The sequence below is a fragment of the Mesorhizobium sp. M1066 genome, from assembly GCF_040318635.1.
Taxonomy (GTDB): domain Bacteria; phylum Pseudomonadota; class Alphaproteobacteria; order Rhizobiales; family Rhizobiaceae; genus Mesorhizobium.
This window is the reverse complement of record NZ_JAMYMR010000014.1, coordinates 98,631-121,669: the sequence shown is the minus strand read 5'-3', so window position 1 is coordinate 121,669 and position 23,039 is coordinate 98,631. Positions and strand designations below refer to the sequence as shown.

Annotated in this window: 30 protein-coding genes and 1 tRNA gene; 14 read left to right on the top strand and 17 right to left on the bottom strand. The window is 63.5% G+C overall.

Annotated features, from left to right (window positions below; genetic code table 11):
• Window positions 1-61 precede the first annotated feature (61 nt).
• From NKH52_RS19240 to NKH52_RS19225, 4 genes are all read left to right on the top strand, one after another.
• A tRNA-Gln gene (locus NKH52_RS19240) sits at window positions 62-135 on the top strand.
• Window positions 109-423: a hypothetical protein gene (locus NKH52_RS19235; protein ID WP_081734985.1), complete on the top strand. Its 315-nt coding sequence runs from the start codon at window positions 109-111 to the stop codon at window positions 421-423. Before NKH52_RS19240 ends, NKH52_RS19235 begins: the two co-directional genes overlap by 27 nt.
• 33 nt (window positions 424-456) lie before the next feature.
• The gene (locus NKH52_RS19230; protein WP_352732191.1) at window positions 457-642 is read left to right on the top strand and encodes a hypothetical protein; all 186 of its coding nucleotides are present in this window, start codon (window positions 457-459) and stop codon (window positions 640-642) included.
• A gap of 199 nt (window positions 643-841) precedes the next feature.
• Window positions 842-1,048, top strand: a complete 207-nt coding sequence (locus NKH52_RS19225; RefSeq protein WP_352732194.1) for a hypothetical protein — start codon at window positions 842-844, stop codon at window positions 1,046-1,048.
• 84 nt (window positions 1,049-1,132) lie between these two features.
• Here the strand turns inward: NKH52_RS19225 and NKH52_RS19220 are convergent, their stop codons facing one another.
• Complete coding sequence (locus NKH52_RS19220; RefSeq protein ID WP_023813828.1) at window positions 1,133-1,375, bottom strand: hypothetical protein; 243 nt, start codon at window positions 1,373-1,375, stop codon at window positions 1,133-1,135.
• A 281-nt stretch (window positions 1,376-1,656) separates the two neighbouring features.
• On the opposite strand from NKH52_RS19220, the gene NKH52_RS19215 reads away from it, so the two are divergent.
• Complete coding sequence (locus NKH52_RS19215) at window positions 1,657-1,974, top strand: hypothetical protein (RefSeq protein WP_352732196.1); 318 nt, start codon at window positions 1,657-1,659, stop codon at window positions 1,972-1,974.
• A 103-nt stretch (window positions 1,975-2,077) separates the two neighbouring features.
• On the opposite strand, the gene NKH52_RS19210 is transcribed toward NKH52_RS19215, so the two are convergent.
• Entirely contained in the window at window positions 2,078-2,947 is an 870-nt protein-coding gene (locus NKH52_RS19210) for an SDR family oxidoreductase (protein ID WP_352732199.1), read from the bottom strand.
• 103 nt (window positions 2,948-3,050) lie between these two features.
• On the opposite strand from NKH52_RS19210, the gene NKH52_RS19205 reads away from it, so the two are divergent.
• The 4 genes from NKH52_RS19205 (at window position 3,051) to NKH52_RS19190 (ending at window position 5,681) form a co-directional block, all read left to right on the top strand.
• The gene (locus NKH52_RS19205) at window positions 3,051-3,941 is read left to right on the top strand and encodes a LysR family transcriptional regulator (protein ID WP_023813832.1); all 891 of its coding nucleotides are present in this window, start codon (window positions 3,051-3,053) and stop codon (window positions 3,939-3,941) included.
• 109 nt (window positions 3,942-4,050) lie between these two features.
• The gene (locus tag NKH52_RS19200; RefSeq protein ID WP_164780463.1) at window positions 4,051-4,230 is read left to right on the top strand and encodes a hypothetical protein; all 180 of its coding nucleotides are present in this window, start codon (window positions 4,051-4,053) and stop codon (window positions 4,228-4,230) included.
• Window positions 4,231-4,363: 133 nt separating this feature from the next.
• Window positions 4,364-4,609 (top strand): DUF982 domain-containing protein, encoded by a 246-nt coding sequence (locus NKH52_RS19195; protein ID WP_352732202.1) that lies wholly within the window; start codon window positions 4,364-4,366, stop codon window positions 4,607-4,609.
• 70 nt (window positions 4,610-4,679) lie between these two features.
• Window positions 4,680-5,681, top strand: a complete 1,002-nt coding sequence (locus tag NKH52_RS19190; RefSeq protein ID WP_352732205.1) for an aldo/keto reductase — start codon at window positions 4,680-4,682, stop codon at window positions 5,679-5,681.
• Window positions 5,682-5,736: 55 nt separating this feature from the next.
• Here NKH52_RS19190 and NKH52_RS19185 read toward each other — a convergent pair whose 3' ends face one another.
• From NKH52_RS19185 to NKH52_RS19155, 7 genes are all read right to left on the bottom strand, one after another.
• A complete protein-coding gene (locus NKH52_RS19185; RefSeq protein WP_352732208.1) occupies window positions 5,737-6,225 on the bottom strand; it encodes a GNAT family N-acetyltransferase in 489 nt (162 codons plus the stop codon).
• A gap of 108 nt (window positions 6,226-6,333) precedes the next feature.
• Window positions 6,334-7,005 (bottom strand): glutathione S-transferase family protein, encoded by a 672-nt coding sequence (locus NKH52_RS19180; protein ID WP_352722018.1) that lies wholly within the window; start codon window positions 7,003-7,005, stop codon window positions 6,334-6,336.
• Window positions 7,006-7,152: 147 nt separating this feature from the next.
• A complete protein-coding gene (locus tag NKH52_RS19175) occupies window positions 7,153-9,141 on the bottom strand; it encodes an AI-2E family transporter (protein ID WP_352732210.1) in 1,989 nt (662 codons plus the stop codon).
• A gap of 155 nt (window positions 9,142-9,296) precedes the next feature.
• A complete protein-coding gene (locus NKH52_RS19170; protein ID WP_352732213.1) occupies window positions 9,297-10,385 on the bottom strand; it encodes a D-alanine--D-alanine ligase family protein in 1,089 nt (362 codons plus the stop codon).
• Window positions 10,386-10,409: 24 nt separating this feature from the next.
• Complete coding sequence (locus tag NKH52_RS19165) at window positions 10,410-11,027, bottom strand: cysteine peptidase family C39 domain-containing protein (protein ID WP_352732216.1); 618 nt, start codon at window positions 11,025-11,027, stop codon at window positions 10,410-10,412.
• A 95-nt stretch (window positions 11,028-11,122) separates the two neighbouring features.
• Window positions 11,123-11,638 (bottom strand): hypothetical protein, encoded by a 516-nt coding sequence (locus NKH52_RS19160; protein ID WP_127297330.1) that lies wholly within the window; start codon window positions 11,636-11,638, stop codon window positions 11,123-11,125.
• A gap of 189 nt (window positions 11,639-11,827) precedes the next feature.
• A complete protein-coding gene (locus NKH52_RS19155) occupies window positions 11,828-12,256 on the bottom strand; it encodes a VOC family protein (RefSeq protein WP_352732219.1) in 429 nt (142 codons plus the stop codon).
• Between the two features lie 328 nt (window positions 12,257-12,584).
• Here NKH52_RS19155 and NKH52_RS19150 point away from each other — a divergent pair, with 328 nt between their 5' ends.
• Entirely contained in the window at window positions 12,585-12,887 is a 303-nt protein-coding gene (locus NKH52_RS19150; protein ID WP_352732221.1) for a hypothetical protein, read from the top strand.
• On the opposite strand, the gene NKH52_RS19145 is transcribed toward NKH52_RS19150, so the two are convergent.
• From NKH52_RS19145 to NKH52_RS19135, 3 genes are all read right to left on the bottom strand, one after another.
• A complete protein-coding gene (locus tag NKH52_RS19145) occupies window positions 12,864-14,063 on the bottom strand; it encodes an aminotransferase-like domain-containing protein (protein WP_352732427.1) in 1,200 nt (399 codons plus the stop codon). The two genes, NKH52_RS19150 and NKH52_RS19145, sit on opposite strands and share 24 nt — an antisense overlap.
• A gap of 170 nt (window positions 14,064-14,233) precedes the next feature.
• On the bottom strand, window positions 14,234-14,692 hold the full coding sequence (locus NKH52_RS19140; protein ID WP_352732224.1) for a GNAT family N-acetyltransferase: 459 nt from the start codon (window positions 14,690-14,692) through the stop codon (window positions 14,234-14,236).
• A gap of 249 nt (window positions 14,693-14,941) precedes the next feature.
• The gene (locus NKH52_RS19135; protein ID WP_352732227.1) at window positions 14,942-15,694 is read right to left on the bottom strand and encodes a pyridoxamine 5'-phosphate oxidase family protein; all 753 of its coding nucleotides are present in this window, start codon (window positions 15,692-15,694) and stop codon (window positions 14,942-14,944) included.
• 35 nt (window positions 15,695-15,729) lie between these two features.
• Between NKH52_RS19135 and pdxR the strand changes: the two genes are divergently transcribed.
• Complete coding sequence (gene pdxR / locus NKH52_RS19130) at window positions 15,730-17,154, top strand: MocR-like pyridoxine biosynthesis transcription factor PdxR (RefSeq protein WP_352732230.1); 1,425 nt, start codon at window positions 15,730-15,732, stop codon at window positions 17,152-17,154.
• Between the two features lie 50 nt (window positions 17,155-17,204).
• On the opposite strand, the gene NKH52_RS19125 is transcribed toward pdxR, so the two are convergent.
• Window positions 17,205-17,699 carry a hypothetical protein gene (locus NKH52_RS19125; protein WP_352732233.1) on the bottom strand — a complete coding sequence of 165 codons (495 nt, stop codon included), beginning with the start codon at window positions 17,697-17,699 and terminating at the stop codon, window positions 17,205-17,207.
• Window positions 17,700-17,773: 74 nt separating this feature from the next.
• Here NKH52_RS19125 and NKH52_RS19120 point away from each other — a divergent pair, with 74 nt between their 5' ends.
• Window positions 17,774-18,415, top strand: a complete 642-nt coding sequence (locus NKH52_RS19120) for a DUF922 domain-containing Zn-dependent protease (RefSeq protein ID WP_502908061.1) — start codon at window positions 17,774-17,776, stop codon at window positions 18,413-18,415.
• A 33-nt stretch (window positions 18,416-18,448) separates the two neighbouring features.
• Here the strand turns inward: NKH52_RS19120 and NKH52_RS19115 are convergent, their stop codons facing one another.
• Window positions 18,449-18,982, bottom strand: coding sequence for an RBBP9/YdeN family alpha/beta hydrolase (locus NKH52_RS19115; RefSeq protein WP_352732239.1), 534 nt, complete (start codon window positions 18,980-18,982; stop codon window positions 18,449-18,451).
• 108 nt (window positions 18,983-19,090) lie between these two features.
• Here NKH52_RS19115 and NKH52_RS19110 point away from each other — a divergent pair, with 108 nt between their 5' ends.
• The gene (locus tag NKH52_RS19110; RefSeq protein WP_352732242.1) at window positions 19,091-19,570 is read left to right on the top strand and encodes an Lrp/AsnC family transcriptional regulator; all 480 of its coding nucleotides are present in this window, start codon (window positions 19,091-19,093) and stop codon (window positions 19,568-19,570) included.
• 42 nt (window positions 19,571-19,612) lie between these two features.
• Here NKH52_RS19110 and NKH52_RS19105 read toward each other — a convergent pair whose 3' ends face one another.
• Window positions 19,613-20,671 carry a Gfo/Idh/MocA family protein gene (locus tag NKH52_RS19105; protein ID WP_352732245.1) on the bottom strand — a complete coding sequence of 353 codons (1,059 nt, stop codon included), beginning with the start codon at window positions 20,669-20,671 and terminating at the stop codon, window positions 19,613-19,615.
• A 50-nt stretch (window positions 20,672-20,721) separates the two neighbouring features.
• A complete protein-coding gene (locus tag NKH52_RS19100; protein ID WP_352732248.1) occupies window positions 20,722-21,426 on the bottom strand; it encodes an SDR family oxidoreductase in 705 nt (234 codons plus the stop codon).
• A gap of 127 nt (window positions 21,427-21,553) precedes the next feature.
• Between NKH52_RS19100 and NKH52_RS19095 the strand changes: the two genes are divergently transcribed.
• Entirely contained in the window at window positions 21,554-22,453 is a 900-nt protein-coding gene (locus NKH52_RS19095) for a LysR substrate-binding domain-containing protein (RefSeq protein WP_352732251.1), read from the top strand.
• Here NKH52_RS19095 and NKH52_RS19090 read toward each other — a convergent pair.
• Window positions 22,450-22,911, bottom strand: coding sequence for an Lrp/AsnC ligand binding domain-containing protein (locus tag NKH52_RS19090; protein ID WP_023813853.1), 462 nt, complete (start codon window positions 22,909-22,911; stop codon window positions 22,450-22,452). The two genes, NKH52_RS19095 and NKH52_RS19090, sit on opposite strands and share 4 nt — an antisense overlap.
• Between the last annotated feature and the right edge of the window lie 128 nt (window positions 22,912-23,039).

Here is a 23,039-nt window from a genome sequence, read left to right as displayed (position 1 = left end):
GCCGCCGCATTGCGTTGATCCCGGCGCGGGAACCGGCTAGGGGTGGGGGCAACTTGCATTTTCCCGCTTCGTCTAATGGTAGGACAGCGCCCTTTGAAGGCGTGAATCGTGGTTCGAGCCCATGAGCGGGAACCAGCAAGCAACCAAGCGTTCGGCTGGTTCGAAGCTGCGCGCAGACTGGCCAGCCGGCTTCAGCGTATTAGCGCGCGCTTGTATTTCACTCGAAGCAGGATCATCATCCTGGCCGACAGTGGATCGAAGGGGTGCAGCGACATGGAACTGAGTTGCTTTGACGGGGGCGTCCTTGCATCGGCGATGTCCCTGAACATCACGGCGGTTTTCATGATATTGGCCGCATTTGCCGCATTTCGGCTGGTTGCAATATCGCGCGAAGGTTCTGCCGACCAACTCCAGACGGCGTAGCCCGCAGAGAACCTCCCGTGCAGGAGAAGGCATATGGCCGCCAGAAAGGTGATAGCCGTCAAGGGCTGGTCTTGCGGCATGAGCGACGAGCTTGGCCGCGTCGTCCTGACCATCAACCCGACCGAGGGTGAGCCCATCCTGGTTTTGATGACAATTTTCCAGGCGGCAAGGATGGCCGGGGAATTGCGGGCACCGAAACTCGTCTCCATACCTCGGTGAGGCAGCGCCCCCCGGGCAAAGCGATCAAGCTCGCCGAGGCAGCCCCAACGCCCTCCCCGGCGAGCCCTGTTGCTCCGTTACGATGAACAATGGAGCAATTACTGCGTTACGGATCCGGGCGCCGTTAAGTTGCATCCGGCCTCCTGAAACCATTTCGCGGACCCCGCGTTGACCACCGGGCCGACACAGGAGACATCTCATGACCGTCAACTGCCGCATATCGATCGACAACCGGCCGGAGGCCACGGACGCCGTTTTCCAGGCGGTTCCCCGGATCGGAGAAAGCGTTGCGCTGTCGATCGACGGAACCACGCAGGATCTGCGGGTATCGCGCGTCGTGCACGTCGCCAATGGCAGCCTGGAAGGTGCCGCGATCGTCGTCGAAGTGACGACCAACATCCTCTGAATCGAGAGTTATCGTCCGCTACGCCGGCCGGCGCCGCGCAGCGACCGCTGCGGGGACCAGGCGGCTCACGCGCGGTGAACCGCTCTACTCCTTGCCGCCGTCGGAAATGCCATTGCCGTCGGCGGTTGGCAGGATGCCGAAGTCTTGCGACTTCGCCCCTTGCTCCGCCGTCAGGAAGCCATCCGCGGCAAGACCGCGCCGCAGCAATTCCCTGACGGCGGCCGAACGGCTCGGCATGCGCTTGTCGAAGCGCCAGTTTTCCAGCGCCGCCAGTTCGTCTGACGTCAGCATGATCTGCAACCGTTCCGGGCGTTCCAGTTCAGTCATCGCGCTTCCCTCGCTCTGGACCATGAATACGTCGAATGAGTGTTCAACTCATTTAACTCATAGTTAGGAAACCGCTCCTAGCGCGTCAAGACCTCGCGATGCGTGAACCGCTTCTCGTGCTCATGATGAGCCTGATGGGTGTTCGGCGTAAGACGCACACTTGCATAACTATGCTAACTGATTGATTTATTTGGATATTATTTAATTCGTGACTTGCCAAGGCGAAGTCTCTGCCGCATTGTGCGATCTGAACAGAAAACCGTTCCCTTCGGGAGGTTTCGATGCGGTATAATTACTCGGCGCGACTGCGCGATGACGTCCGTTTAGCGGTCCAGATCGCCTTCAGGAAGACCGGCATCGTCAGCATCACGGCGGTGGCGGAGCATGTAAGGGTCAGGAACCTGGCCGAAAACGTCGCCCTCGAGGACGTCGAATACCTTGTCTTCCAGGCAGCCCAGTTGATTGGCGCCGCAATTGAATTCGACGGGCTCACCAATTTCGACGGCGTAGCTGGTCTGTTCGTGGATGGGCTCGGTGGCGCCGGTGGCGAGCACGTGATCGCCCAACTCGACAGGCCTGGTCCGGCCACCCTGCAGTAGGGCAGTTCCGCCTGAACGCGCATTTGTCCCGTGCCAGTCAGGGGGCCTCCTCAAAAGGCCGCCCTGCTGTTTCTGTACCCTGGTGATGATGAGAGCTGTTCCGTCAGGCGGAGCCGGCGATTTGTGAGGCGAAGTCCCGATAGGGACGCAGCGGGCGGCCCAGAAGCGCGGTCAGCCGCTCGACGTCGCCGGCCTCGGGCAGCATGCCGTCGGTCAGGAACCGCTCGCCCATCAAGCGCATGTCGTACGCCATCCAGGCAGGCAGGAACTGCTTGAGATTCTGCTCGAAACCTTCGGTATCGTCGCCGCCGTAGCTGATCGGGCGTGCGAGCACGTCGGACCAGATGGCCGCGATATCCGTCCCGGTCAGTGTCTGCGGACCGACGAGATTGATCCGCTCCAGCGCAAGCGGCTCTGCGGATCGTTGCCGACGCAGCAGCTCGAGAGCGGCGATTTCGGCGATATCACGCACGTCGACCATGGCGAGCCCCTTGGTGCCGATCGGCATTGTGTAGGTGCCGTAGCCGGTGATGACGTCTTCGATCATCAGGTCGTTCTGGATGAAGTAGGCCGGGCGCAGGATCGTAGCCTGGAAGCCCATCTGCTCGATCATTCGCTCGACGCCGAATTTGCCGGCGAAATGCGGCACGTTCACATAGACGTCCGCATGGATCACCGAGAGATAGACGATCCGCTCGATGCCCGCCGATCGGGCGACGTTCAGCGCGACCAAAGCCTGGGTGAATTCGTCCGGCACCACGGCGTTCAAGAGGAACAGGGTGGAAACACCGGACATGGCTTTGCGCAGTGAATCGACATCGAGAAAGTCGCCTTGCGCGACCGATACGCCTGCCGGAAAGCTGGCTTTCGACGGATCGCGGACGAGAGCACGGACGTCGGCGCCGCGCTTGACGAGGTGCTCGACAACTTGGCGGCCAACATTGCCTGTGGCGCCGGTAACGAGGATGGTCATGGAATTTCTCCTGTTGGGTTGCTTGACAGGCCCAATATGTGTGGCTCACAAACAGTCAAACAGGCCGAAATTTTAGACGTACCGTCTCACTGGTGGAACACTCATGGATCTTCTGGCCCTGACCGATTTCAACCTCGTTGCCCGCCATGGGGGTTTCGGCAAAGCGGCAAGGGCCACCGGCCGGCCCAAGGCAACGCTGTCCCGGCGGGTTGGAGACTTGGAGAGCAGCCTTGACCTGCGCCTGTTTGAACGGGGTGCGCGCAACCTGAAGCTCACCGAGGAAGGGCGAGCACTCTTCGAGCGGACGGGGACCTTGCTCGCCGAACTGGACGAGACGGCCGCCGAGATCGCCTCGGGCGGCCAAAGACCCAAGGGCAGACTGCGGATCAGCGCACCTCTGCATTTTTCTCAAACCGCGATGGGAAGGATCGCCGCGGGATTTACCCTCAAGCATCCCGAGGTGAGGCTTGAGGTCACGACGGAGGACAGGGCTGTCGACATGATCGAGGAAGGTTACGACCTGGTGATCCGGGTCAATCCGAAACCCGACGAAAGCCTGGTCGGACGGGCGTTTCTCCGCGACCGCCTGGTCGTTGTGGCGAGCCCGGACCTTCCTCGTACGACCGGTGGGCAGGCCGCTCCTGGCGTTGCACGCGGCACAGGCGAACGCCAGACATGGCACGTGAAGGACCATGGTGGCCGCTCGACGATTGCGGTCGAGCCTGTCCTTGCTCTTTCGACGCTGATCATGGTGCGGGATGCGGTGCGGGCCGGCGTCGGTGTTGGACGTCTCCCAATTTCCCTGGTGAGCCACGATTTGGCTGACGGCACCCTGGTGAATTGGGGGGACATCGATGGCCCGGAGATCGCTCTTTGGACGCTCTACCCCTCCCGGCGGCTGCTCAGCGCGCGCGTGTCGGCGTTCCTGGATTTTCTGAAACAGGCCTTCCCGAATGGGACGCCGGACGAACTGGCCGCCTATATCGGCAGGTGATGCCCGGCCGCTTTCGCCGGCAAGAACCTTTATTTTTCGCGGAATGATTTCCGGCGGAACAAGTTGGGGTGACGAAAATTACCTTGTCACCTTACAAGAGGAGGACGTCGTGAAAGGCTTGCGCAGTCTCCTTGCCGAACTGTCAGCCAGCTGGCTCAAGCGCCGCAAGGCGCAGGCGCCCACTGTCGTGAACACAGTCAAATCCCGCCCCGCCCATCAGGCGCCGCGGCAACGTGCCGCCCACAAACCCAAAACACCGTCCACCCGCGACGTCTCCTCGAACATGTGAGCCGCGCGGACAAGATGGGTCGCCCAATGCCATTGGGAGGTATCGGCAACTTTCACACCGGATTGATTGGCATCGACGAAACCTTTGAGCGGCCATAGGCGTTTATCGCTTCAGCCCTATCGAGGTGGTTCCAATGCAAACGGCATGGTTCTCGAAGCCTGTGGCGGTTTCGGTCGGCGTCACCGGTTCCATCCACCATCTGTCCAACACACAGCAGGCCATTGATTTGCTCACCACACATTGGCGTGACGCAGGCAGCCCGAAGCATCAGTCCGCGCTGCGCGCCTGCCGGCGGACAACGAGCGGCGATGTCGCCCCCGACGTCGCCAGGGCGGCGCTCGTCGAGGCCGCGCGTGAAGCCCACATCCTGATCGAATAGAGTGTCGATTGAATCGGCCAACGTCGACGCGGCTGCTATAGTCGCGCATCCCCTCCTTGGAGACCCCACCATGACCCTGAACACACGCAAGCTCGGCAGCCAGGGGCTGCAGGTCTCGGCCATCGGCCTCGGCTGCATGGGCATGAGCCAGTCCTACGGCCCGCCCGACGAGGCCGAATCCATTGCCACGCTGCACCGTGCCATCGAACTCGGCTGCACCTTCCTCGACACCGCCGAGGTCTATGGCCCTTACGACAACGAAGCCCTGCTTGGCCAGGCGCTGAAGGGCAAGCGCGACCAGGTGACGATCGCCACCAAATTCGGCTTTCGCATCGAAAACGGCAAGCAGGTCGGAACCGACAGCCGGCCTGAACACATTCGAGAGGTCGTGGAAGCCTCGCTCGGCCGCCTCGGAACCGACCATATCGACCTCCTCTACCAGCATCGCGTCGACCCGGCGGTGCCGATGGAGGATGTCGCCGGGGCCGTTGGCGAACTCGTCGCGCAAGGCAAGGTGCGCTTCTTCGGCCTGTCGGAGGCGGGTGCGGCCAATATCCGCCGGGCGCATGCCGTGCATCCGGTGTCGGCCGTGCAGAGCGAGTATTCGCTGTGGGAGCGCAATCTGGAGCCGGAGATCATCCCGCTGCTTGGCGAACTCGGCATCGGCCTGGTGCCGTTCTCGCCGCTCGGCCGCGGTTTTCTCACCGGCCAGGTCAAGCGCGCGGAAGACTATCCCGACGGCGATTATCGCCGCAACGACCCGCGCTACCAGGGCGAAAACTACGACGCCAATGTCGAGGCGGCCGCCAAGGTGAGCGACATCGCCGCTGCGCGCGGCGTCAAGCCCGGCCAGGTCGCGCTGGCCTGGCTGCTGGCGAAGGGCGACGGTTTTGGCATCGACATCGTGCCGATCCCCGGCACCAAGCGCAGAAAATACCTGGAAGAGAACGTCGCCGCCGCCGCCATCAAACTCGATGCCGCCGAGATGGCCGCGCTCGACGACGCGCTCGCGCCGGGAAAAATCTCCGGCCCGCGCTACACTGAGCGGGGCATGGCGATGGTCGACCGGTAGGGACGCCTGCTCCAGCGTCCGCGACGGTCTCGCCAAGGTCGTTTCGATAGACCAGCTACCAAAAACCCAGGCGCTTCCGATAGCAGTGGGTTTCCACGGTGAACCTGCCGGCGGCATTGTCCGGCAGCCAAAGTGCGTCTTCGAAGGTGCGGCTCAAGCGCCACCCTTCGCGGGCATAAAATCTCTGCGCGCGGAGATTTCCCGCCGTGCAGAAAAGCTCGGCCTCCGCCACGCCTTGTTCGGACAAGAGATGCTCGGCGCGTGACAGCAGATCGCGGGCGGTCCCGCTTCCCCGTGCTTGCGGGCTTACATAGAGTTTCACCAGCTCCGCTCCGTTGATGGAGACGAAGCCAAGCAGTTCATCGGCTGCCGCCACATGGAATGCATCGGCGGATTGCTCCAGCCACAGCGAAAAATGCGCGGGCGTTCGGTACGCCAGGATTTCGGCCGGAACCAGATGCGCATGGGCATCATGCCAGCCCTGGTGCCACAGTTGCACGATCGTCGACCGGTCGGCTTCTTGCGCTGGGCGAATTTCAAGCATTCCTTACCGCCTGCAAAAGTCTGGGATCTGCCGCGCCAGGGTCATTTGCCGCTTCCGGCATTTCCAAGAATTACAATCCGCTGCATCATCCCTGGCTTTGCGAACATCTCAGAGCGTTCGCGCCCCATGCCTGTCCAGCGTGCTCGGGGCGTTGACCGCAAATTGCGCAGCGAAAGCCCTGATGTAAGCGGGCCGAGCTTCACCGCGCGCCACATAGGCAGCAAGGTTTTGATATTCGTCCAAAATGCCCGACATTCTTAGTCGCAGCAGCACCGATACCATCAACAGATCGCCCGCGCTGAATGCATCGTCGAGCCACTCGGCGGCGCTCAGGCGAGCCGAGAGCCTGTCGAGACAGGCGCGAACACGATCCTTCACCAATGGCAAACGCTCCTCGCTCCAGGGCTTGTCAGCTTCGAATATCTTTGCCGTCGTTAATTCGAGGATCGGCGGCTCGACTGTGTTAAGTGCGGCAAACATCCAGGTGATCGCACGCGCGCGGGCATCGCGATCGCCGGGCAGCAGGCCCGCGTGCTGCTCGGCAAGATGAAGGATGATCGAGCCGGTCTCGAACAGTGAGAGAGAACCCTCCTCATAGGTGGGGATCTGGCCAAAGGGCTGGAGTGCCAGATGGCCAGGCGCCTTCATCTCCGCGAAGGAAACAAACCGAACCTCATAAGGCTGCCCTGCTTCTTCGAGCGCCCAGCGAACGCGCGTATCGCGCGCCAGTCCCTTGCCGCGATCGGGCGATCGCTTAAATGCCGTGATGGTGATTGTCATCGCATCGTTCCTGATTGGGTGAATTCTTCGGCTCCCTATCGTGAAGACGAATGGGCCTCCCGGAAATCGACATCGGTCTGAACTATTTTCCGCAATTCGTGCCTGGCTTGTCGACCCCGACATTGCCGAAGAAGGCGAAGGCAGGGCCTAACCCGCCGCTGCCGCCGTGACCTTCTTGGACGCGGCCCGCTGTCGCCGCATGCGCCGTTTGGCGACAAGCTTGAGAGCGACCGGCGGCTCGTTTGACAGCGCGCCCAGCACGGCGTCGACCATGCCATGCGCCACGAAATCCGCGTTCATGTCACGGGCCAGTTTGTCGGCCGTCTCCTTGTCCTCAGCAGCGGCCTCCGACCAGAACACGATTCCCACCCGAAGTGCGGCCTTCGCACGCTTCAGCCGGCGAACCATAAAGCGGGCGTGCTTGACGGAATCCCGGTTCAGGAATCCGACCACGACGGTGTCAACGGTTGCGAGCTCAAGGCGGCGAATGCTGGCGGGCTCCATATCCGCAAAGCCGGCTTTCGATACCGTCGCGCCCTGGACCTCCAGCACCTGCGCCAGCATCGCGGCGGCGGCGTCGTCGAGCTCGCCACGCCCACCGGCGCAAAGCACGGACATATCCGTGCCATCGGGCAGGTCGGTCTTCTCGTCCTCCCCGTTGGGATCGCCATCGTCGCTCGCCTCTGCCGCTACGGGCGGCTCCTCCTCCTCGCCTGCCTCCTCCTGCGCGCTGTCGTCGAGATTGGCGACCAGCATCAGGGCACTGGCCGCCACCTGCCGCCTTTGCAAATCGCCCATGACGCCGCGCACACGGTCTTGTTCGCCCAGCAGAAGCGCCGGAATGGCAACCTTGTCGTAGAATTCGACCAGATATTTCTCCTCCAGCATCTCCTCGGCGTGGTCGGTGGCTTCTTCCGGATCGCCGGCCAGCAACCGCTGGTACAGGCGCGCATGGGGTTCGAGCACGGGCTCGTTGCCGAACAGAACGTCGAGGAATTCAAACTGCGGCACGTGCCGGCCCAGCACCACCAGGCAGACGGTGAGCGGTGTCGACAGGATCAGCCCGAGCGGCCCCCAAAGCCACGTCCAGAAAATCGCCGCGACGATGATCGCCAGCGGCGACAGTCCTGTCCGCGAACCGTAGAGCCAGGGTTCGATGACATTGCCGGTGATCAGCTCCATCACAACGAACAGGGCGGCCGTCCACAGCACGAGCGACCAGCCCGGCGCAACGGCCAGCGCCAGGAACAGCGGCAAAAGCATGCCTATGATGGGGCCGATATAGGGCACAAAACGCAGCGCCAGCGCCAGCAGCCCCCACAGCAGCGCATTGGGAATACCGAGGGCCCAGAGCCCGATCGCGATCGGTACGGCGTAGACGATGTTGACGACCAATTGCATCAAGAGATAGCGGCCCACCCGCTTGGCGGCATCCTGAAGCGCCTCGGTGGTCCGGTGGAGGTCGCCATAGCCGACAAGCCGGATGAAGCGGTCGCGCAGATCCTCCCGCTCGAGCAGCATGAAGATGACGACGACGATGATCAGCCCGGCCGAGCCAAGCGGGCTGATCAGCGGCCCGACGATGTTCTGCAGGACCTGGAGCGGCCTTTCGCGCGCGACGATCTCGACCGGCACCGGCTCGCGCGGCGGCTTTTCCGGGGTGGCAGCCGGCAGCGAGGGGTCCTGCCTGTCGATCTCCTGGCCGACCCGCTCGACCACCTTGCTCAGTCTGGCAAGGATCCCGCCCCCCACCCCGGTTTCCTTGAGCGAGCGGATCTTGGTCAGGATGTTGGTCTGGTAGACTGGGATGTTCTGCGCCAGTTCGCTGACCTGCGTGGCGACGATGAAGGAGAACAGGCCAAGGGCCGCGAAAGCGCCGAGCACGCTGGCAATGACGGCGGCAATCCGGGGGATACCGACCTTTTTAAGAGCTGAGACAAGCGGCGCCAGGGCGAAGGTCAGCAGCAGCGCGATCGCGATCGGCAGGAAAACCTCGCGCCCGAAATACAGTGCAGCCACTGTCGTGACGATGGCCGCCACATTGGGCAATGAGGTTCGCGGATGAAGCGCGGCCGCTGAAAGGGCGTCCCCCGGCCCATCTGCCGGAGACGCCGTGCCGTTTCGACGATTGGCCACGTGATGCCTCCCTGCCAAATGCCATGATCGGGCATATAGAGCCGACGTGCAACTTTAGCCAACGGTGAAATACACCTCACTCAACAGGCAATGATCCGGCCCGCGTCGGCCGCGCTCTCAACGCGCGGAATGGAAGTCAGGCTCGCTCGTTCGGATCAGCGCGCCGCATGCCTGGCCAGCGCGTGCTCGATCAGCACGTCGATGGTTTGGCTGTAGCCGATGCCTGATGCCGCCAGGGCCTTGGCGTACATCGAGATGTCGGTGAATCCGGGAATGGTGTTGACCTCGTTGACGAGCAGGCTGCCATCGGCGCGCAGAAAGAAATCGACGCGCGCCATGGCTTCGCAGCCAAGTGCCTGGAATGCCCGCCGCGCCATATCCCTGGCCTTCTCGGCCACATCGGCCGGGATATCGGCGGGCACCTTGACCAGCGCGCCGTCGGCATCGAGATATTTGGCTTCATAAGTGTAGAAGCCGTGCTTGCCGGCCGGAATGATCTCGCCGGGCAGCGACACCGTCAGCGACCCGTCGGCGCGCTCCAGCACCGAGAACTCGATCTCGCGGCCCTCGACGAATTCCTCGATCAACACTTTGCCGTCGTAGCGGAAAGCCGTGTCGATGGCCTGCTCGAAGCCGTCCCTGTCATTCACCTTGCTGACCCCGAAGGACGAGCCCTGGCGCGCCGGCTTGGCGAAGAACGGCAGGCCGAGTGTCCCGGCAATCTGCTGGAAGGAATGCTTGCCGTTTCGATGCACGGTGACGGAGCGGGCAACCGAAACCCCTGCCTCGCGCATCAACCGCTTTGTGACATCCTTGTCCATGGCGGCGGCCGAGGCGAGGATGCCGCAGCCGACATAGGCGACATCGGCGACCTCGGCATAGCCCTGCACCGAGCCGTCCTCGCCGAACGGCCCGTGCAGCACCGGGAACACGACGTCGATGGGAGGCAGGTCAGCTTGCGTACCATCCCGAGACACGACGACCAGCCGGCCCTTGCCGCCGGGCAGCAAGGCTACCTCTGCACCATCCTCAGATACCGGCGCCCCTGCCCCCTCATCGCCGATCGCCGCGGCGCGATCGAGTTGTTGCAGCAGCCACCTGCCGTCTCGCGAAATGGCGATCGGCACTATGTCGTAACGCGTCCGGTCGATCGCCTTCAGCACATTGGCGGCCGAAAGGCGCGACACGTCATGCTCGGCCGAACGCCCGCCATAGAGGATGGCCACTCTTGTCTTACCGGTCATCGAAATCCCTCGACTGTCAAAAAATCAAATGGCGACGGCAATGCCACGATTGGCGAAGAAGCGATCGAAATCGGCCGGCGCCAACACTGCGTCTGCCTGTGTGGCGGGGTCATGGCCGGACGGGTTGTGGAAGCGGAAACCCTGGTTGGATGCCGCCGTGACCAGCACCAGATGACCGCCCTTCGAGGGCGGCTCGCGCTCGGGCCAGCGGATCGAACTGCTGACCGACGCGATGAAGAAGCGCGTCCGCTGCATGATCGCCGGAATCTCCGCCGTCGCGACATTGGTCACCACCTCGGCCCGGAGTCCAAAAACCTCTTTCACGAAGCTGACGAAGGGCGCGTAGATCAGCCCCTTGATCGATCCCGCGTTGACGACATAGCCGCCATATAAGGTGCAGCGCCTGGCAAGCTCGATCGTCGGCACGATCTCGCCGCGGCTGGCCAGGATCATCTTCAGGCACGCCATGCCGCAGATGTTGGCCGCCCAGACCGCATACTCATCGAGAGTTTCCGCGCCCGACCCCCGCCACAGCGGATCGCGCCTGAGCGCAACATCCGCGCCGTCGGCGAGGACGTCCAGCGTCATGTCCGGCGTTTCCCACTGGCTGAAAAACGGCACGGTTTCAGGCAATGGGCTCATGCGGTCTCCTCGGGCGGGTGGCTCCATCTCGTATACGAGGATACGAGATGGATGAAAAGCCGCTTAGGCCCGTGTGGCGAGCCGTGCGCCGCCGCCTACTCGGCCTTCGTCCAACCGAAAACCAACCATGCATATTTCGATTTTTCGTCGGGTTCGACAGTGTAGGTCATCTGCATGTCGCCGTCCTTGGCGTAGATATCCAGCCTGGGCGCCGTCTCCAGCTTGAGCCACGCCGAACTCTTGCTGAAGGACCAGGTTCCGCACCAGACGCAAGGCCCCGACGTCGGATCACCCGGCTGATGAAAATTGTAGCGGCCGTCCGCCGTGATCTCCAGATAGTCGAACGCCCCGTAAAACGCCGTCACCGTCTGCTGGAATTCATTGGCGGCTGCTTCCTGTTCCGGTGTCGGCGCATCCTTCATATCGCGCGGCGGCCGGATGGCCCCACCGTTCAGTTTCCATTTGCCGACAAAATCCTTCTGGGTCGGAAGATATTCCTCCTGCGCCTGCGCCGATGAAACATAAGCAAAAGGTGATATACTTCTGAGGCCAACGGCCCCGATCGCAAATAAAAGCGTGGCGGCACAGATCGCCCTTGTTGGGTTTTGCATAAAAAATATATCTCCACGGGGGTAAGGGGAGTTTTATTGAGGATTTTGCAGCGCGCGTTGCTTCGATACCGATTCCCGCTCGCCATTTGCACGGTTAGCATCGTGGCCACCAATCTGGCAACGCAAAGCAGCCTCTCTCTCCAGCATCGCCCATGCGCCCGCGATCCCGGCCGGCTGAATATCGGCAGCTTAGAAGGTGATCTTCACCGAAGCGGCGCTGCGACTATGCGGGCCGTGATGGACGGCCTCGATGTTGTTGCCATCGGGATCGAGCAGGAAGGCGGCGTAATAGCCGGGGTGATAGGGCCGTTCGCCCGGTGCGCCATTGTCCGTGCCGCCAGCCGCCAGCCCGGCCTTATAGAAGGCGTCGACCATGGCGTGGTCCTTTGCCTGGAAAGCCAGGTGATGGCGGCCGGTGAGTTTTCCCTGTGCGGCCCGGCTGTCGGCAGTGGAGACAAACAGCTCGTCGGCCCAGAAAAAGTCGGCGCCGCTGCCGCCAATCGGGACATCGAGCGCCTGCAGGACCGCATCGTAGAAACGCCGGCTGGCCGCAAGGTCCCTGACCACCAGTTGGATGTGGTCGATGAGCCGGCCGCGATGCAATTCCTGGGTTTCCATGAAAACGCCTCCTCGTGTGGGTTCGAATTTAGGTTCGGACAGGGCGTCGTCAATGCGGATACTCCTTCCGTCCAGCAAACAAAAGGCCCGCTGGGAGGGGATCCAGCGGGCCTTTGGAAAGCATGTCTAGCCTTCAGAGTCTGAGGGGGGATCAGACCTGGTAAGAACCTTTGTTGGCCGCGGAGGTTCCACCCGAACAAAAAAATGCCAACGCCCGGTCGAAACCGCGGAATTCGAGCGGTGGAGGCGATTTCTTTCGCGAGACCACTCTCAGTTTGGAACTTTCCGCTCGCAACCGGGTTTGATGGCGCGGTGGGAGGAATTGCGATTGGATTGTTTTCAGAGGCTCGAAGCGCTTGTTGACAGCGCTGGTGTCGACAATATCGAGGAAGCAACCGCTCTGCTGCGCCGGTTCAAGGGCAGGTCGCACGAGGTCGCGGCAGCCATAGATGAGTTCATGCTCGATTTCATGACGTTGGTCTTCGTCGTCGAAAACGGCGAAGAAGGTTTCGAAAAGCCGGTCCGCAAGCTCGCTCGCACCAGGCTTTCAAAGCTTGAGCGGCTGGTGACTGTAACGGCGCAGGCAAAGCCGGCTTCCGGCGCCGGCCTATCCCTTCAGGATGGCGGCTAGCCTGGGAATGCCTTCGCTCACCGCGCGCCGGTCGGCGAGCGTGAAGGACAGCCGCAGCGTGTTGCGCCCGGTGCCGTCGGCATAAAAAGCGCTGCCCGGCACGAAGGCCACTCGCGCCTCCTTGACCGCCCGCGCCAGAAGCTCGGTGGCGTCGGCCCCTTCCGGCAGCGTCATCCAGACGAACATGCCGCCTTCCGGATGGCTCCAGGTCACGCCTTCCGGCATGTGGGCTTCCAGTGCCGAGAGCAGCCCGTCGCGGCGCTCGCGATAGGCGCTGATGAGTTTTTCCACCTGGCCGTCGAACACGGCTTCGGCGACGCGATGCATCACCACCTGGTTGATCGACGGGCTGTGCAGGTCGGAGGCCTGCTTCATCAGCACCAGCTTCTCGACGATATGGCGCGGCGCGCACACCCAACCGACCCGCATGCCCGGCGACAGTATCTTCGAGAACGAGCCGCAATAGAGCGTGCGCGCCTTGTCGATACCGCCGGACCTGATGCAATCGAGCGCCAGGATCGGCGGCTCGCCCTCGCCGTCATAGCGCAGCGCGCGGTAGGCGGCATCCTCGATCACGGCGATGTCGAGTTCGCCGGCAAGGTCGAGCACCGCCTCGCGCTGCTCACGGTTCAGCGTGTTGCCGGTCGGGTTGGCGAAATCAGGCACCAGATAGGCGAATTTGGCCTTGCCGCCATTCGCCGCCGCCGCCGCGCGATAAGCGTCGGGCGTCATGTTGCCGCCGGCCGGGGTCAGCCGGTCGTAGCGCGGCTCATAGGCGTTGAAAGCCTGCAGCGCGCCCAGATAGGTCGGCCACGTCACCAGCGCGGTATCGCCCGGCGACAGGAACAGTTTGCCGAGATAGTCCAGCGCCTGCTGCGAGCCGGAGGTGATGAAGATATTGGCCTCGTCACAGGCGACGCCAAGCTTGCCCATCTGCCCGGCGAGCCAGCGCCGCAACGGCAGATAGCCTTCCGAGACCTGGTACTGCAGCGCCGCACCCGCCTCCGCGCCGCCGAGCACCGAAGCATAGGCGTCGCGGATCGCCTCGGCCGGGAACAGTGCCGTATCGGGAATACCGCCGGCGAACGAGATGATGTCCGGCTGGTCGAGCAGCTTCAGGAGTTCGCGGATTTCGGACGCTTTCATGCGCGACGAGCGCGAAGCCAACAGGTTCATAAGGGTCACGACACGCCTCCCCAGACGCTGCAATATAGGTCAACTTGACTGACCTATATCCCCTCTTGGTCGCGAGTTGAAGTATGCCTGAACGATTTCCCGAATGCGCCAGCGGTGGCGCGATGCTCGAACGCCGCGAGCAGTTCCACAAAAAGTGTGCAGCCGCCCGCCTATAGGCTCTTCTTGTAGCCGAGATGGCTGCCGGTGAAGCCGAGGCTTTCGTAAAAGCGGTGCGCGTCCGCCCGCCCCTTGTCGGTGGTCAGCTGGACGAGGCTGCAGCTCCGCGCCCGGCACGCGTCGATCGCCCATTCGATCATCAGCCTGCCGACGCCCCCCGAGCGCCGGTGGCCGGCAACCCGAACCGCCTCGATCTGCCCGCGCCACGCGCCCTTGCGCGACAGGCCCGCAAGGAAAGATATCTGCAAGGTGCCGATCACCTCGCCGCCATCGACGGCCACCACCAGCAACTGATTGGGATCGGCGTCGATGGCGTTGAAAGCGTCGATATAGCCTTGTGCCAGCGGCAAGGAGGCATCCTCGCGGCCGGCGCCAAGCGGATCGTCGGCCAGCATCGCGACGATATCAGGCAGGTCGGAGGCTTGCGCCTTGCGGAAGGTGATATCAGTCATCCGGCAGACTTAAGGTGCGGTGCTGGCTGCAGCAAGGCGCTTCGGTTGGCAGTGGGGCGCCGCCCCTCATTGTCCTGCCGGACATTTCTCCCCGTATAGTGACGGGGAGAAAGGGGCCAGCCGCAACGTCGGCGCTCTTTCTGTGACGCTGGCGATTGGCGAAATTATCGGTGACAGCGTCCTTCTCCCCGTCACTATACGGGGAGAAGATGCCGGCAGGCAGATGAGGGGCAGCGCCGACTTCGCAGGCTACACCTCGCCCTCATACGCCAGCTGCGCCTGGGTCAGGGCCGCATCTAACCTTTCGCCCTCCGCGTAGCCAGCCAGATTCTGCGGCCGCTCCACACCGGGCAGCAGCCTCGGACACGGCTCGGCGGCGCCAACCACCATCCGCACCGGGATGACGCCGGCCCAAACCGGATGCCCGTAATCCTCCTCGTCGTCTGCGACCCCCTTGGCGCGCACCTTCGACGACGCTTCTTCGATGCGCATGCCGATCACCGTCGTCGCCTTGGCCTCCTGCATCGAGATCGGCCGCAGGGTCTCGCTCCGGCCGGGGTAGAAGCGGTCGACGACGCCGGCCAGCGCCTTCAGTTTCTCATCAGGCTCATCGATGATCCGCGCCGTGCCGAAACACATCGCCGAGCGGTAATTGGCGGAATGGTTGAAGCCCGAGCGCGCCAGCACCAGCCCGTCGAGATGCGACACCGTGAGACACGCCGGCGTGCCGCCGCGCAGATTGCGGAGCATGCGGCTGGCCGACGAGCCGTGCCAGTAGAGCATGTCGTCCTCGCGCCAGTGGATGGTCGGCGTGCAATAGGGCTGGCCGTCGAACGTATAGGCGACATGGCACAGCAGCCCGGCATCCAGCACCGCGAAGACTGCCGCATGGTCGTAGCTGCCGCGCTCGTGCAGGCGCTTGACGCGGTTGCGGCTGGTGGTCGGAAAGCTGGCTGGCGTGTCGTTCACGGCTTGCATCCTTGGTTGTTGTCTGCCAACCATGCGCCATGACATTGGTTGATAAAAGAACCAATCCGATGAAGAAAAAACAGACCAATTTGCCGGATTGGTCGGCGCTGATCCCGGTCCTGCCGGGCGACGGCCCGCGCAGCCGCGAACTATATGCGGCGCTGCGGCGGCTGATCGAGACCGGCGCGCTGGCCGCCGGGGCGAAACTGCCGACCACCCGGGATCTCGCACAGCGCTTCGGCCTGTCGCGTTCGGCGGCGGTCGCCTGTTTCGAAATCCTGATCTCGGAGGGGTTTGCGATTGCCAGGGTCGGCGCCGGCACCTTCGTCGCGCCTGACGTGCCGCATCTGCCGACAGCACTGGTCAAGCCGCGTCCGCCGGAGATCGACGCGGCGACCTCGCTGCCTTGCGGCCTTGGCGTGGCGGTGTCGGATCCGCGCACGCTCGATATGTTTCGCATCCTGTTGTCGCGCCACCTCGCCCGCCCCGGGCCGGAGCATTTCCGCTATGGCGATCCGCGCGGCGGGCTTGGCCTGCGCACCGCGATCGCAACCTATCTCCGAACCGCACGCGGCGTGCGCTGCGATGCCGGCCAGATCGTGCTGACTTCGGGCACGCAGCAGGGGCTGGATCTTCTGGTGCGCGCCGCGCTCAGCCCCAGCGATGCCGTCTGGATCGAAAACCCCTGTTACCCGATGGCGCAGGCCGTGCTGGCCGGCAGCGGCGCCAGGGTTTTTGGGGTACCGGTCGACGCGGAAGGGCTCGATCCCGAGATCGGCGAAAGCCTGTGCTCCAAGGCGCGCGCGGCCTATGTCACGCCCTCGCATCAATATCCGCTCGGCGTGACGATGACGATGCGCCGCCGTCTCGCTTTGCTCGACTGGGCACGGCGCAACGATGCCTGGATCATCGAGGACGACTACGACAGCGAGTTCCGCTATGCCGGCCCACCGCTGACCTCGCTGCAGGGCATGGACGGTTCAGGCCGTGTCGCCTATCTCGGCACCTTCTCGAAGATCCTCTTCCCCGGCCTGCGCATCGGCTATGTCGTGGTGCCCGAAGCGCTGCTCGATGCCGTGATGGCGGTCAGGGCGCGCTCCGACCGCTTCCCCTCGACGCTGGCCGAAGGCGTGCTGACCGACCTGTTGAACGAAGGCCATTTCGCCGCCCATCTCAGGCGCGTGCGCCGCCGGGTGCAAGCCGCGCGCGACGTGCTGGTCGCCGGCCTCGAGGCGCATTGCGGCGATGCCCTCGAAGTAACCGTGCCCGAACAGGGGTTGCATTTGATGGCGACGCTGAAGCGCGCCGGGCCTGACACCGCGATCGTCGAGGCGGCGAAGGCGGCGGGTGTCGGCGCCAGGGCCTTGTCCTCGATGTTCATCGGCGGGGCGCCCCGGCAAGGTCTGGTGCTGGGTTTTTCGGGGTTTTCGGATGAGAAATTGATGGCCGCGACGGCGCGACTGGGTGGGGTGGTTCGGCAGCAAGCCCGGTGAGCCAACGAGAACCGCCTCATTGGTGCGCCGGCATCGAACTGTAGAGCCCCTCAATCCCCATCCGCTGCCCCGGCCTTGCCGCACTGCGCCAGCACCTTGCCGATGGCCGCGCTCGACCCCTTTAGTGGAAAGCTGATCTCGCCATATTTGGCCGAACTGACCGACACATCGCCTTTGCCGCGCAACAGGTCGAGCAGCGGGTCTGCTTTCGCCAGATTGACCACGAAGTAGTTGTACATGGCCTCCAGCTGAAGCGCCTTCGCCACCGTCTTGCCGTCGGCCTTGAACGCGAACGAACCGCTGATGCCAGGTTCCAGCTGCTGGCCGGTGGCACCGAGATCGTAGCTCAGCACCGGCGTGTCGAAACAGGTGAGCATCAGATGCGCATCGCCTTTCGGCCCGCCGCAGACCGAAGCCGTCAGCACGCTACCGCCCTCGTCTTCCTCCATCTTGGCGCTCCAGCCACCGCACGACGCTGCAAACGCCGGCTGCGCGGCCTGCACGACGGCCAAGGCACCAGCGACGATGAGATGTGCAACTCTCATGACTCCCCCAATTGACTGCCTCCAGGGCATTTGCAGCGCCCGTCGGCAGCATATAGGAAAAGCGATCCGATGGCATGCCCGTTGCGGCAACCAGTCCTGTTTCGCGGAGAGTTGGATTGAAAGCCTGCGTTCGCCTGTGTCTGTCCTTTGCCGCCCTGCTGGCCTCGCCGCTCATCGCTCATGCCGAGTGGAAGCCGGTCGAGAAGATCGAGCCCTACGCGATCTCGGGCCGGTCCGGCGCCGAACTCTACCGCTCGATCGGCGAGAAAGGGCCAAAGCTCGGCATTGCCCGTGCCATCGCCTACACCAATTTCAAGCTGACCTGGGGGTTAAGGGACTACAGGCCCAGGGGCAAGGACTGCGTGCTGACGGCCGGGCGGCCGAAGCTGATCGTCACCTACACTCTACCAGAACCCTCCGGCTCCCTGCCTCCCGCCGTCCAGAAGAACTGGGAAACCTTCATCGCCGGCGTTGCCGCCCATGAGAAGGTGCATGGCGCCAGCATGGTCCAGATGGTCCACGACATCCAAGCCGCGACGAACGGCCTGACCGTCGTCGACGATCCCAAATGCAGCAAGACCAGGGCCGAGGTGGTCCGTCGGCTCGACGCGATCTCGAAGGCGCGGGTGCTGGCAAGCCGCGATTTCGACCGCGTCGAATTCGGCAACGGCGGCAATCTGCAGAAACTGGTCTTTTCCCTCGTCACCGGCCCGTGACCACCTCATCGCGGTTCCTTCGGAATCCGCCCATCAAGCCTCGGAAACGAGTCCCGCTAGAAGATCTAGACCTTCCGGCCAGTCTCCCAACCCGCTCTCGGCATTGATGTGGCCGGCAGGGCCGATGATGGCCATGCGGCTGCCCCATTGCGTCGCCCTCGCCTCGGCATAGTCCGGCGCGCCATACGGATCGCTGGTGCTGGTCACCACCAGCGAGGCAAAGCGCAGCCGGCCTTCCGGAATCTTGGCGAAAGCCCTGCCATATCCAGGGAAGACAACTGACGTCGGATCGGGAACGGCGACCAGCAACGCTGCCTTGACCGGGCGCCGCGAAATCTTCTGCCAGTGCGCGATCAGCAGGCAGGACAGGCTGTGCGCGACCAGCACCGGTGGCTCTGGTGTCTCGATCACTGCAGCCTCCAGCGCCGCCAGCCAATCGGTGAAATCGGGCAGGTCCCAACTTGACGGTTGGAACCGCCGCATCGCCGGATTGGCGCTTTCCCAGCGCGATTGCCAATGCGCCGGGCTGGAACCGCCACTGCCGGGCAGGATGATGAAATGCGTCATGTCGCCTTGCTCCTATCGATCAATGGGGCATGGTGGCGTCTTGCCGCTCCACCGAAAATGGGAAATTATCGGAAAAGCAGCAACATTTCCGATAGATTCAAGGTGACCTTGAAAAATAGCGATGAGCGCGCGCCGCTCGATCCGACCGACATCGCGATTGTCGAAGCCATGCAGGAGAACGGCCGCATCGGCATGTCCGAGCTTGGCCGCCGGGTCGGCCTGTCGCAGCCGGCAACCTCGGAGCGGGTGAAACGGCTGGAGGAGCGCGGCATCATTGCCGGCTACACCGCAGTGATCGATCCGGCGGCCCTCGGCCTCGGCATGATGGCGATCATCCGGGTGCGCACCACGCACGAGCACATCCGCCTCTGCCTGAAGCAGTTTGCCGAGATGCCGCAAATCACCGAGGTTCACCGGCTGACAGGCGAGGACTGCTTCATCCTGAAAGTGATCGTCCCCTCGCCAGCGCAACTTGAAACCATCGTCGACGCGGTGGCGCGCCATGGAGCAGTCACCACGGCTTTGGTGCTGCGCAGCGAGACACCGAAGCCGATCGGCCGCGATCTGATCAGACGATCAGGCTATTAGAGCAGATATTTCGCCAGACAGAGGAAATGGATGCGAGCGCACTCACCGCGTGTCCGCACTCGCCCGCAGCTCCGCGCGCTTCTCGTCCGATACCACTGCCAGATCCAGCACCTTCTGCAATTCGGCCGCGTGGCGGAATGACGGTTCGGCCTGGACGCCGGATCGCACCGCGTCAGTGAAACGCTGGTAGTTGGTAGCCACCATGCCGGGGTCGAGCTCGTTCCATATGGCGTTCTCGACGTTGTCGCCGATGCAGGCCTTGAGCGCCGAGCCGTCGAGATTGTGCACGACTTCGATGCCGCCTCTGTCGCCATAGATGCGCAGGCGCAGCTCGTTGAGATGGCCTGTTGCCCAGCGGCTGGCATGCACCACGCCGAAGGCGCCGTTGGAAAAATCCAGCGTCATGGCGAAGCTGTCATTGGCGTCGAGCCCGTAGTCGCCGATGCGGTTGCCGGGCGCCTTGTCGAAGGCGCGCAGCCGGCAGAAGACATGGTCGATGTCGACCGCGGCGCCATAGCTGGCGAAATCGAGGATGTGGATGCCGACATCGCCAAGCACGCCATTCGAGCCGTGGCCGCGCGACAGGCGCCACAGCCATTTCGGATCGGTGCGCCAGTCGCCCCAGAATTTCGACACCAGCCAACTTTGCAGATAGGACGCCTCGACATGCCTGACCATGCCGATTTCGCCCGCCAGCACCATCTGGCGAGCCTTCTGCAGCGCGGCGACATTGCGATAGGTCAGGTTCACCATGTTGACGATGCCGGCAGCCTCGGCGGCATCGGCCATCTCGGTCGCCTTGGCGAAGTCTTCGGCCAGCGGCTTCTCGCACAGCACCGGCTTGCCGGCGGCGATCAGCGCCATGGTGGTCGGGTGGTGGATGCGGTCTGGCGTGACATTGGCCACCGCGTCGAACTCGCCCCATGCCAGCGCCTCATCCAGCGCGGTAAAGCGGTTGGGAATGTCAAAGCTGTCGGCGAACTCGCCGACCCGTGCCGGATCGACATCGACCGCGCCGACAATGTCGACGCCGTCGATGGCGATGAAGCGCCGCGCATGTTCCTGCGCCATCCAGCCGGTGCCGAGTATCAAAAGCCGCATTCTTTGCTCCTTGGGGTGAGATGCCGGAATCCCCCTCCCGGTCGACGCCCTCAAATAGCGCGGATAATGCCGCCGTCGACCCGGATGTTCTGGCCGGTGATATAGCCGGCGCCTTCCGAAGCCAGGAAGGCGATGGTCGCGGCGATCTCTTCCGAGGTGCCGTAGCGCTGCATCGGCACGCTGTCGCGGCGCTCCTCGGTGGCCGGCAGGCTGTCGATCCAGCCGGGCAGCACATTGTTCATGCGCACATTGTCGGCTGCATAAGTGTTGGCGAAGATCTTGGTGTAGGCGGCAAGCCCGGCGCGGAACACGGCGGACGTCGGGAACATCGGGCTCGGCTCGACCACCCAGGCGGTCGAGATGTTGATGATGGCGCCGCCCTTCTGCTTGACCATCTGCGGCGCCACGATGCGCACCGGACGGATGACGTTCAGCAGATAGACATCCATGCCGGTGTGCCATTGCTCGTCGGTGATTTCGAGGATCGGCGCGCGCGGCCCGTGGCCGCCGCTGTTGACCAGCACGTCTATGCGGCCAAAGCGCTCCAGCGTCAGGTCGACGAGGCGCTGCAAATCTTCATTGGATTGGTTGGAGCCGGTGACACCGAGCCCGCCCAGCTCCTTGGCCAGCGCCTCGCCCTTGCCCGAGGAGGACAGGATGGCGATCTTGAAGCCGTCCGCCGCCAGCCGCTTCGCCGCCGCCGCACCCATGCCGCTGCCGCCGGCCACGACGATAGCTACTTTTTCTACACTCATCGGATTTTCCTCTCAGGGTTGGCGGGCACCGCAAGCGGTGTTTTCGGGAGTTGAACGTCGATATAGCTGGTTTTCCCCACCGGTTCGAACCAGAATGCTTGAAATCAACCTGTAGAAAAACTCCTGCATGCCCGAAGCCTTCCTCAGCCTGCCGCCATTGAATGCGCTGCGCGCCTTCGAAGCCTCGGCGCGCCATCTCAACTTCCGCATCGCGGCCGAGGAGCTGAACGTCACGCAAGGGGCGGTCGCCCAGCACATTCGCGGGTTGGAAGCCGATCTCGGCACAAAACTGTTCGAGCGGCTGCCGCGCGGCCTGGCGCTGACCGATGAGGGCCGCGCCTATGTGCCCAACATCCGCCGCGCCTTCGACCTGATCTCCGAGGCGACGCTGCTGTTGCGTCCCGAACCGGCGCGGCTGACGATCAGCGTGACGCCGAGCTTCGCCACCAAATGGCTGATCCCGAGGCTGCACGACTTCGTCGCGCACAACCCGCTTGTCGACCTGCGCGTTCTGGCCAGCGAGAGCCTGTCGAGCTTCCAGGCCGAGGGCGTCGACATCGCGGTCAGGCAAGGTCGCCCGCCCTTCGGCGCTGGGCTGATCGTCGACCTGTTGTTTCCCCAGCAGATCATCGCCGTCTGCAGCCCTGCCTTGCTGCCGGCCGGCACGGTCCAGATCGCGGCCACCGAAATCCAGCACCACGTCCTGCTGCACGATGCCCACAATCTGTGGCCGGAATTCATGGAAAAGGCGGTCGGCCTGAAGATGACGACCGAACTGAAACGGATGCGCTTCAACCAGACCGGCCTCGCCATCGATGCAGCCATCGCCGGCCAGGGCATTGCGCTGGCCAGCCGCTTCCTCGTCGCCGCTGATCTCGCCACGGGCCGCCTGGTTCAGCCCGTCAGCGGCGAAATGCGCGGCACGCAGGATTTTTATGTCGTGATGCCGAGAAAGCAGCGGCACCCGGAGCCGACGCAAGCGGTGCGGCAATGGCTGCTGGATGCGGGGGAACGGCCGCCGGTCTAGATCGGCAGCAGGGCGTCGGGCTTCACATTGGCGATCGAGGCGTAGGTGTGCGTTTCCCGCACCCCGGGCAGCGGCAGGATGACGCGCTGCAAAAAATCCTGGAACATCGCCATGTCGGCGATGCGCGCCTTGACCAGATAGTCGAAGCCGCCGACCACCATGTGGCATTCGATGATCTCGGGCGCCCGCAGAACCGCCTCGGCGAAGCGGTCGAAGACATGCGGCGCCGTGTGGTCGAGCCGCACCTCGATGAAGACGAGCTGCGCCTGCCCGATCCGAGCAGGATCGAGCACCGCGCGCACGGCGCGGATGAAGCCTTCGGCGAACAGCCGCTTGACGCGCTGCGTCGCCCCGGTTGGCGACAGGCCGACCCGCCGCGCCAGATCGAGCGTCGTGCGGCGGCCGTCCTCCTGCAACAAACGCAGCAGCGAGCGGTCGATACGGTCGAGATCGTCCATTTCAGTATTCACGCTTTTTGAGCCAGGAGAAGCGTGATAGTCACGCCAAAATTGCAAAAGTAGTATATTTCATCACGCTGTTAGGTGGCAATACCGTTGACGGGCAACGCAACCTGATCAAGGCAACA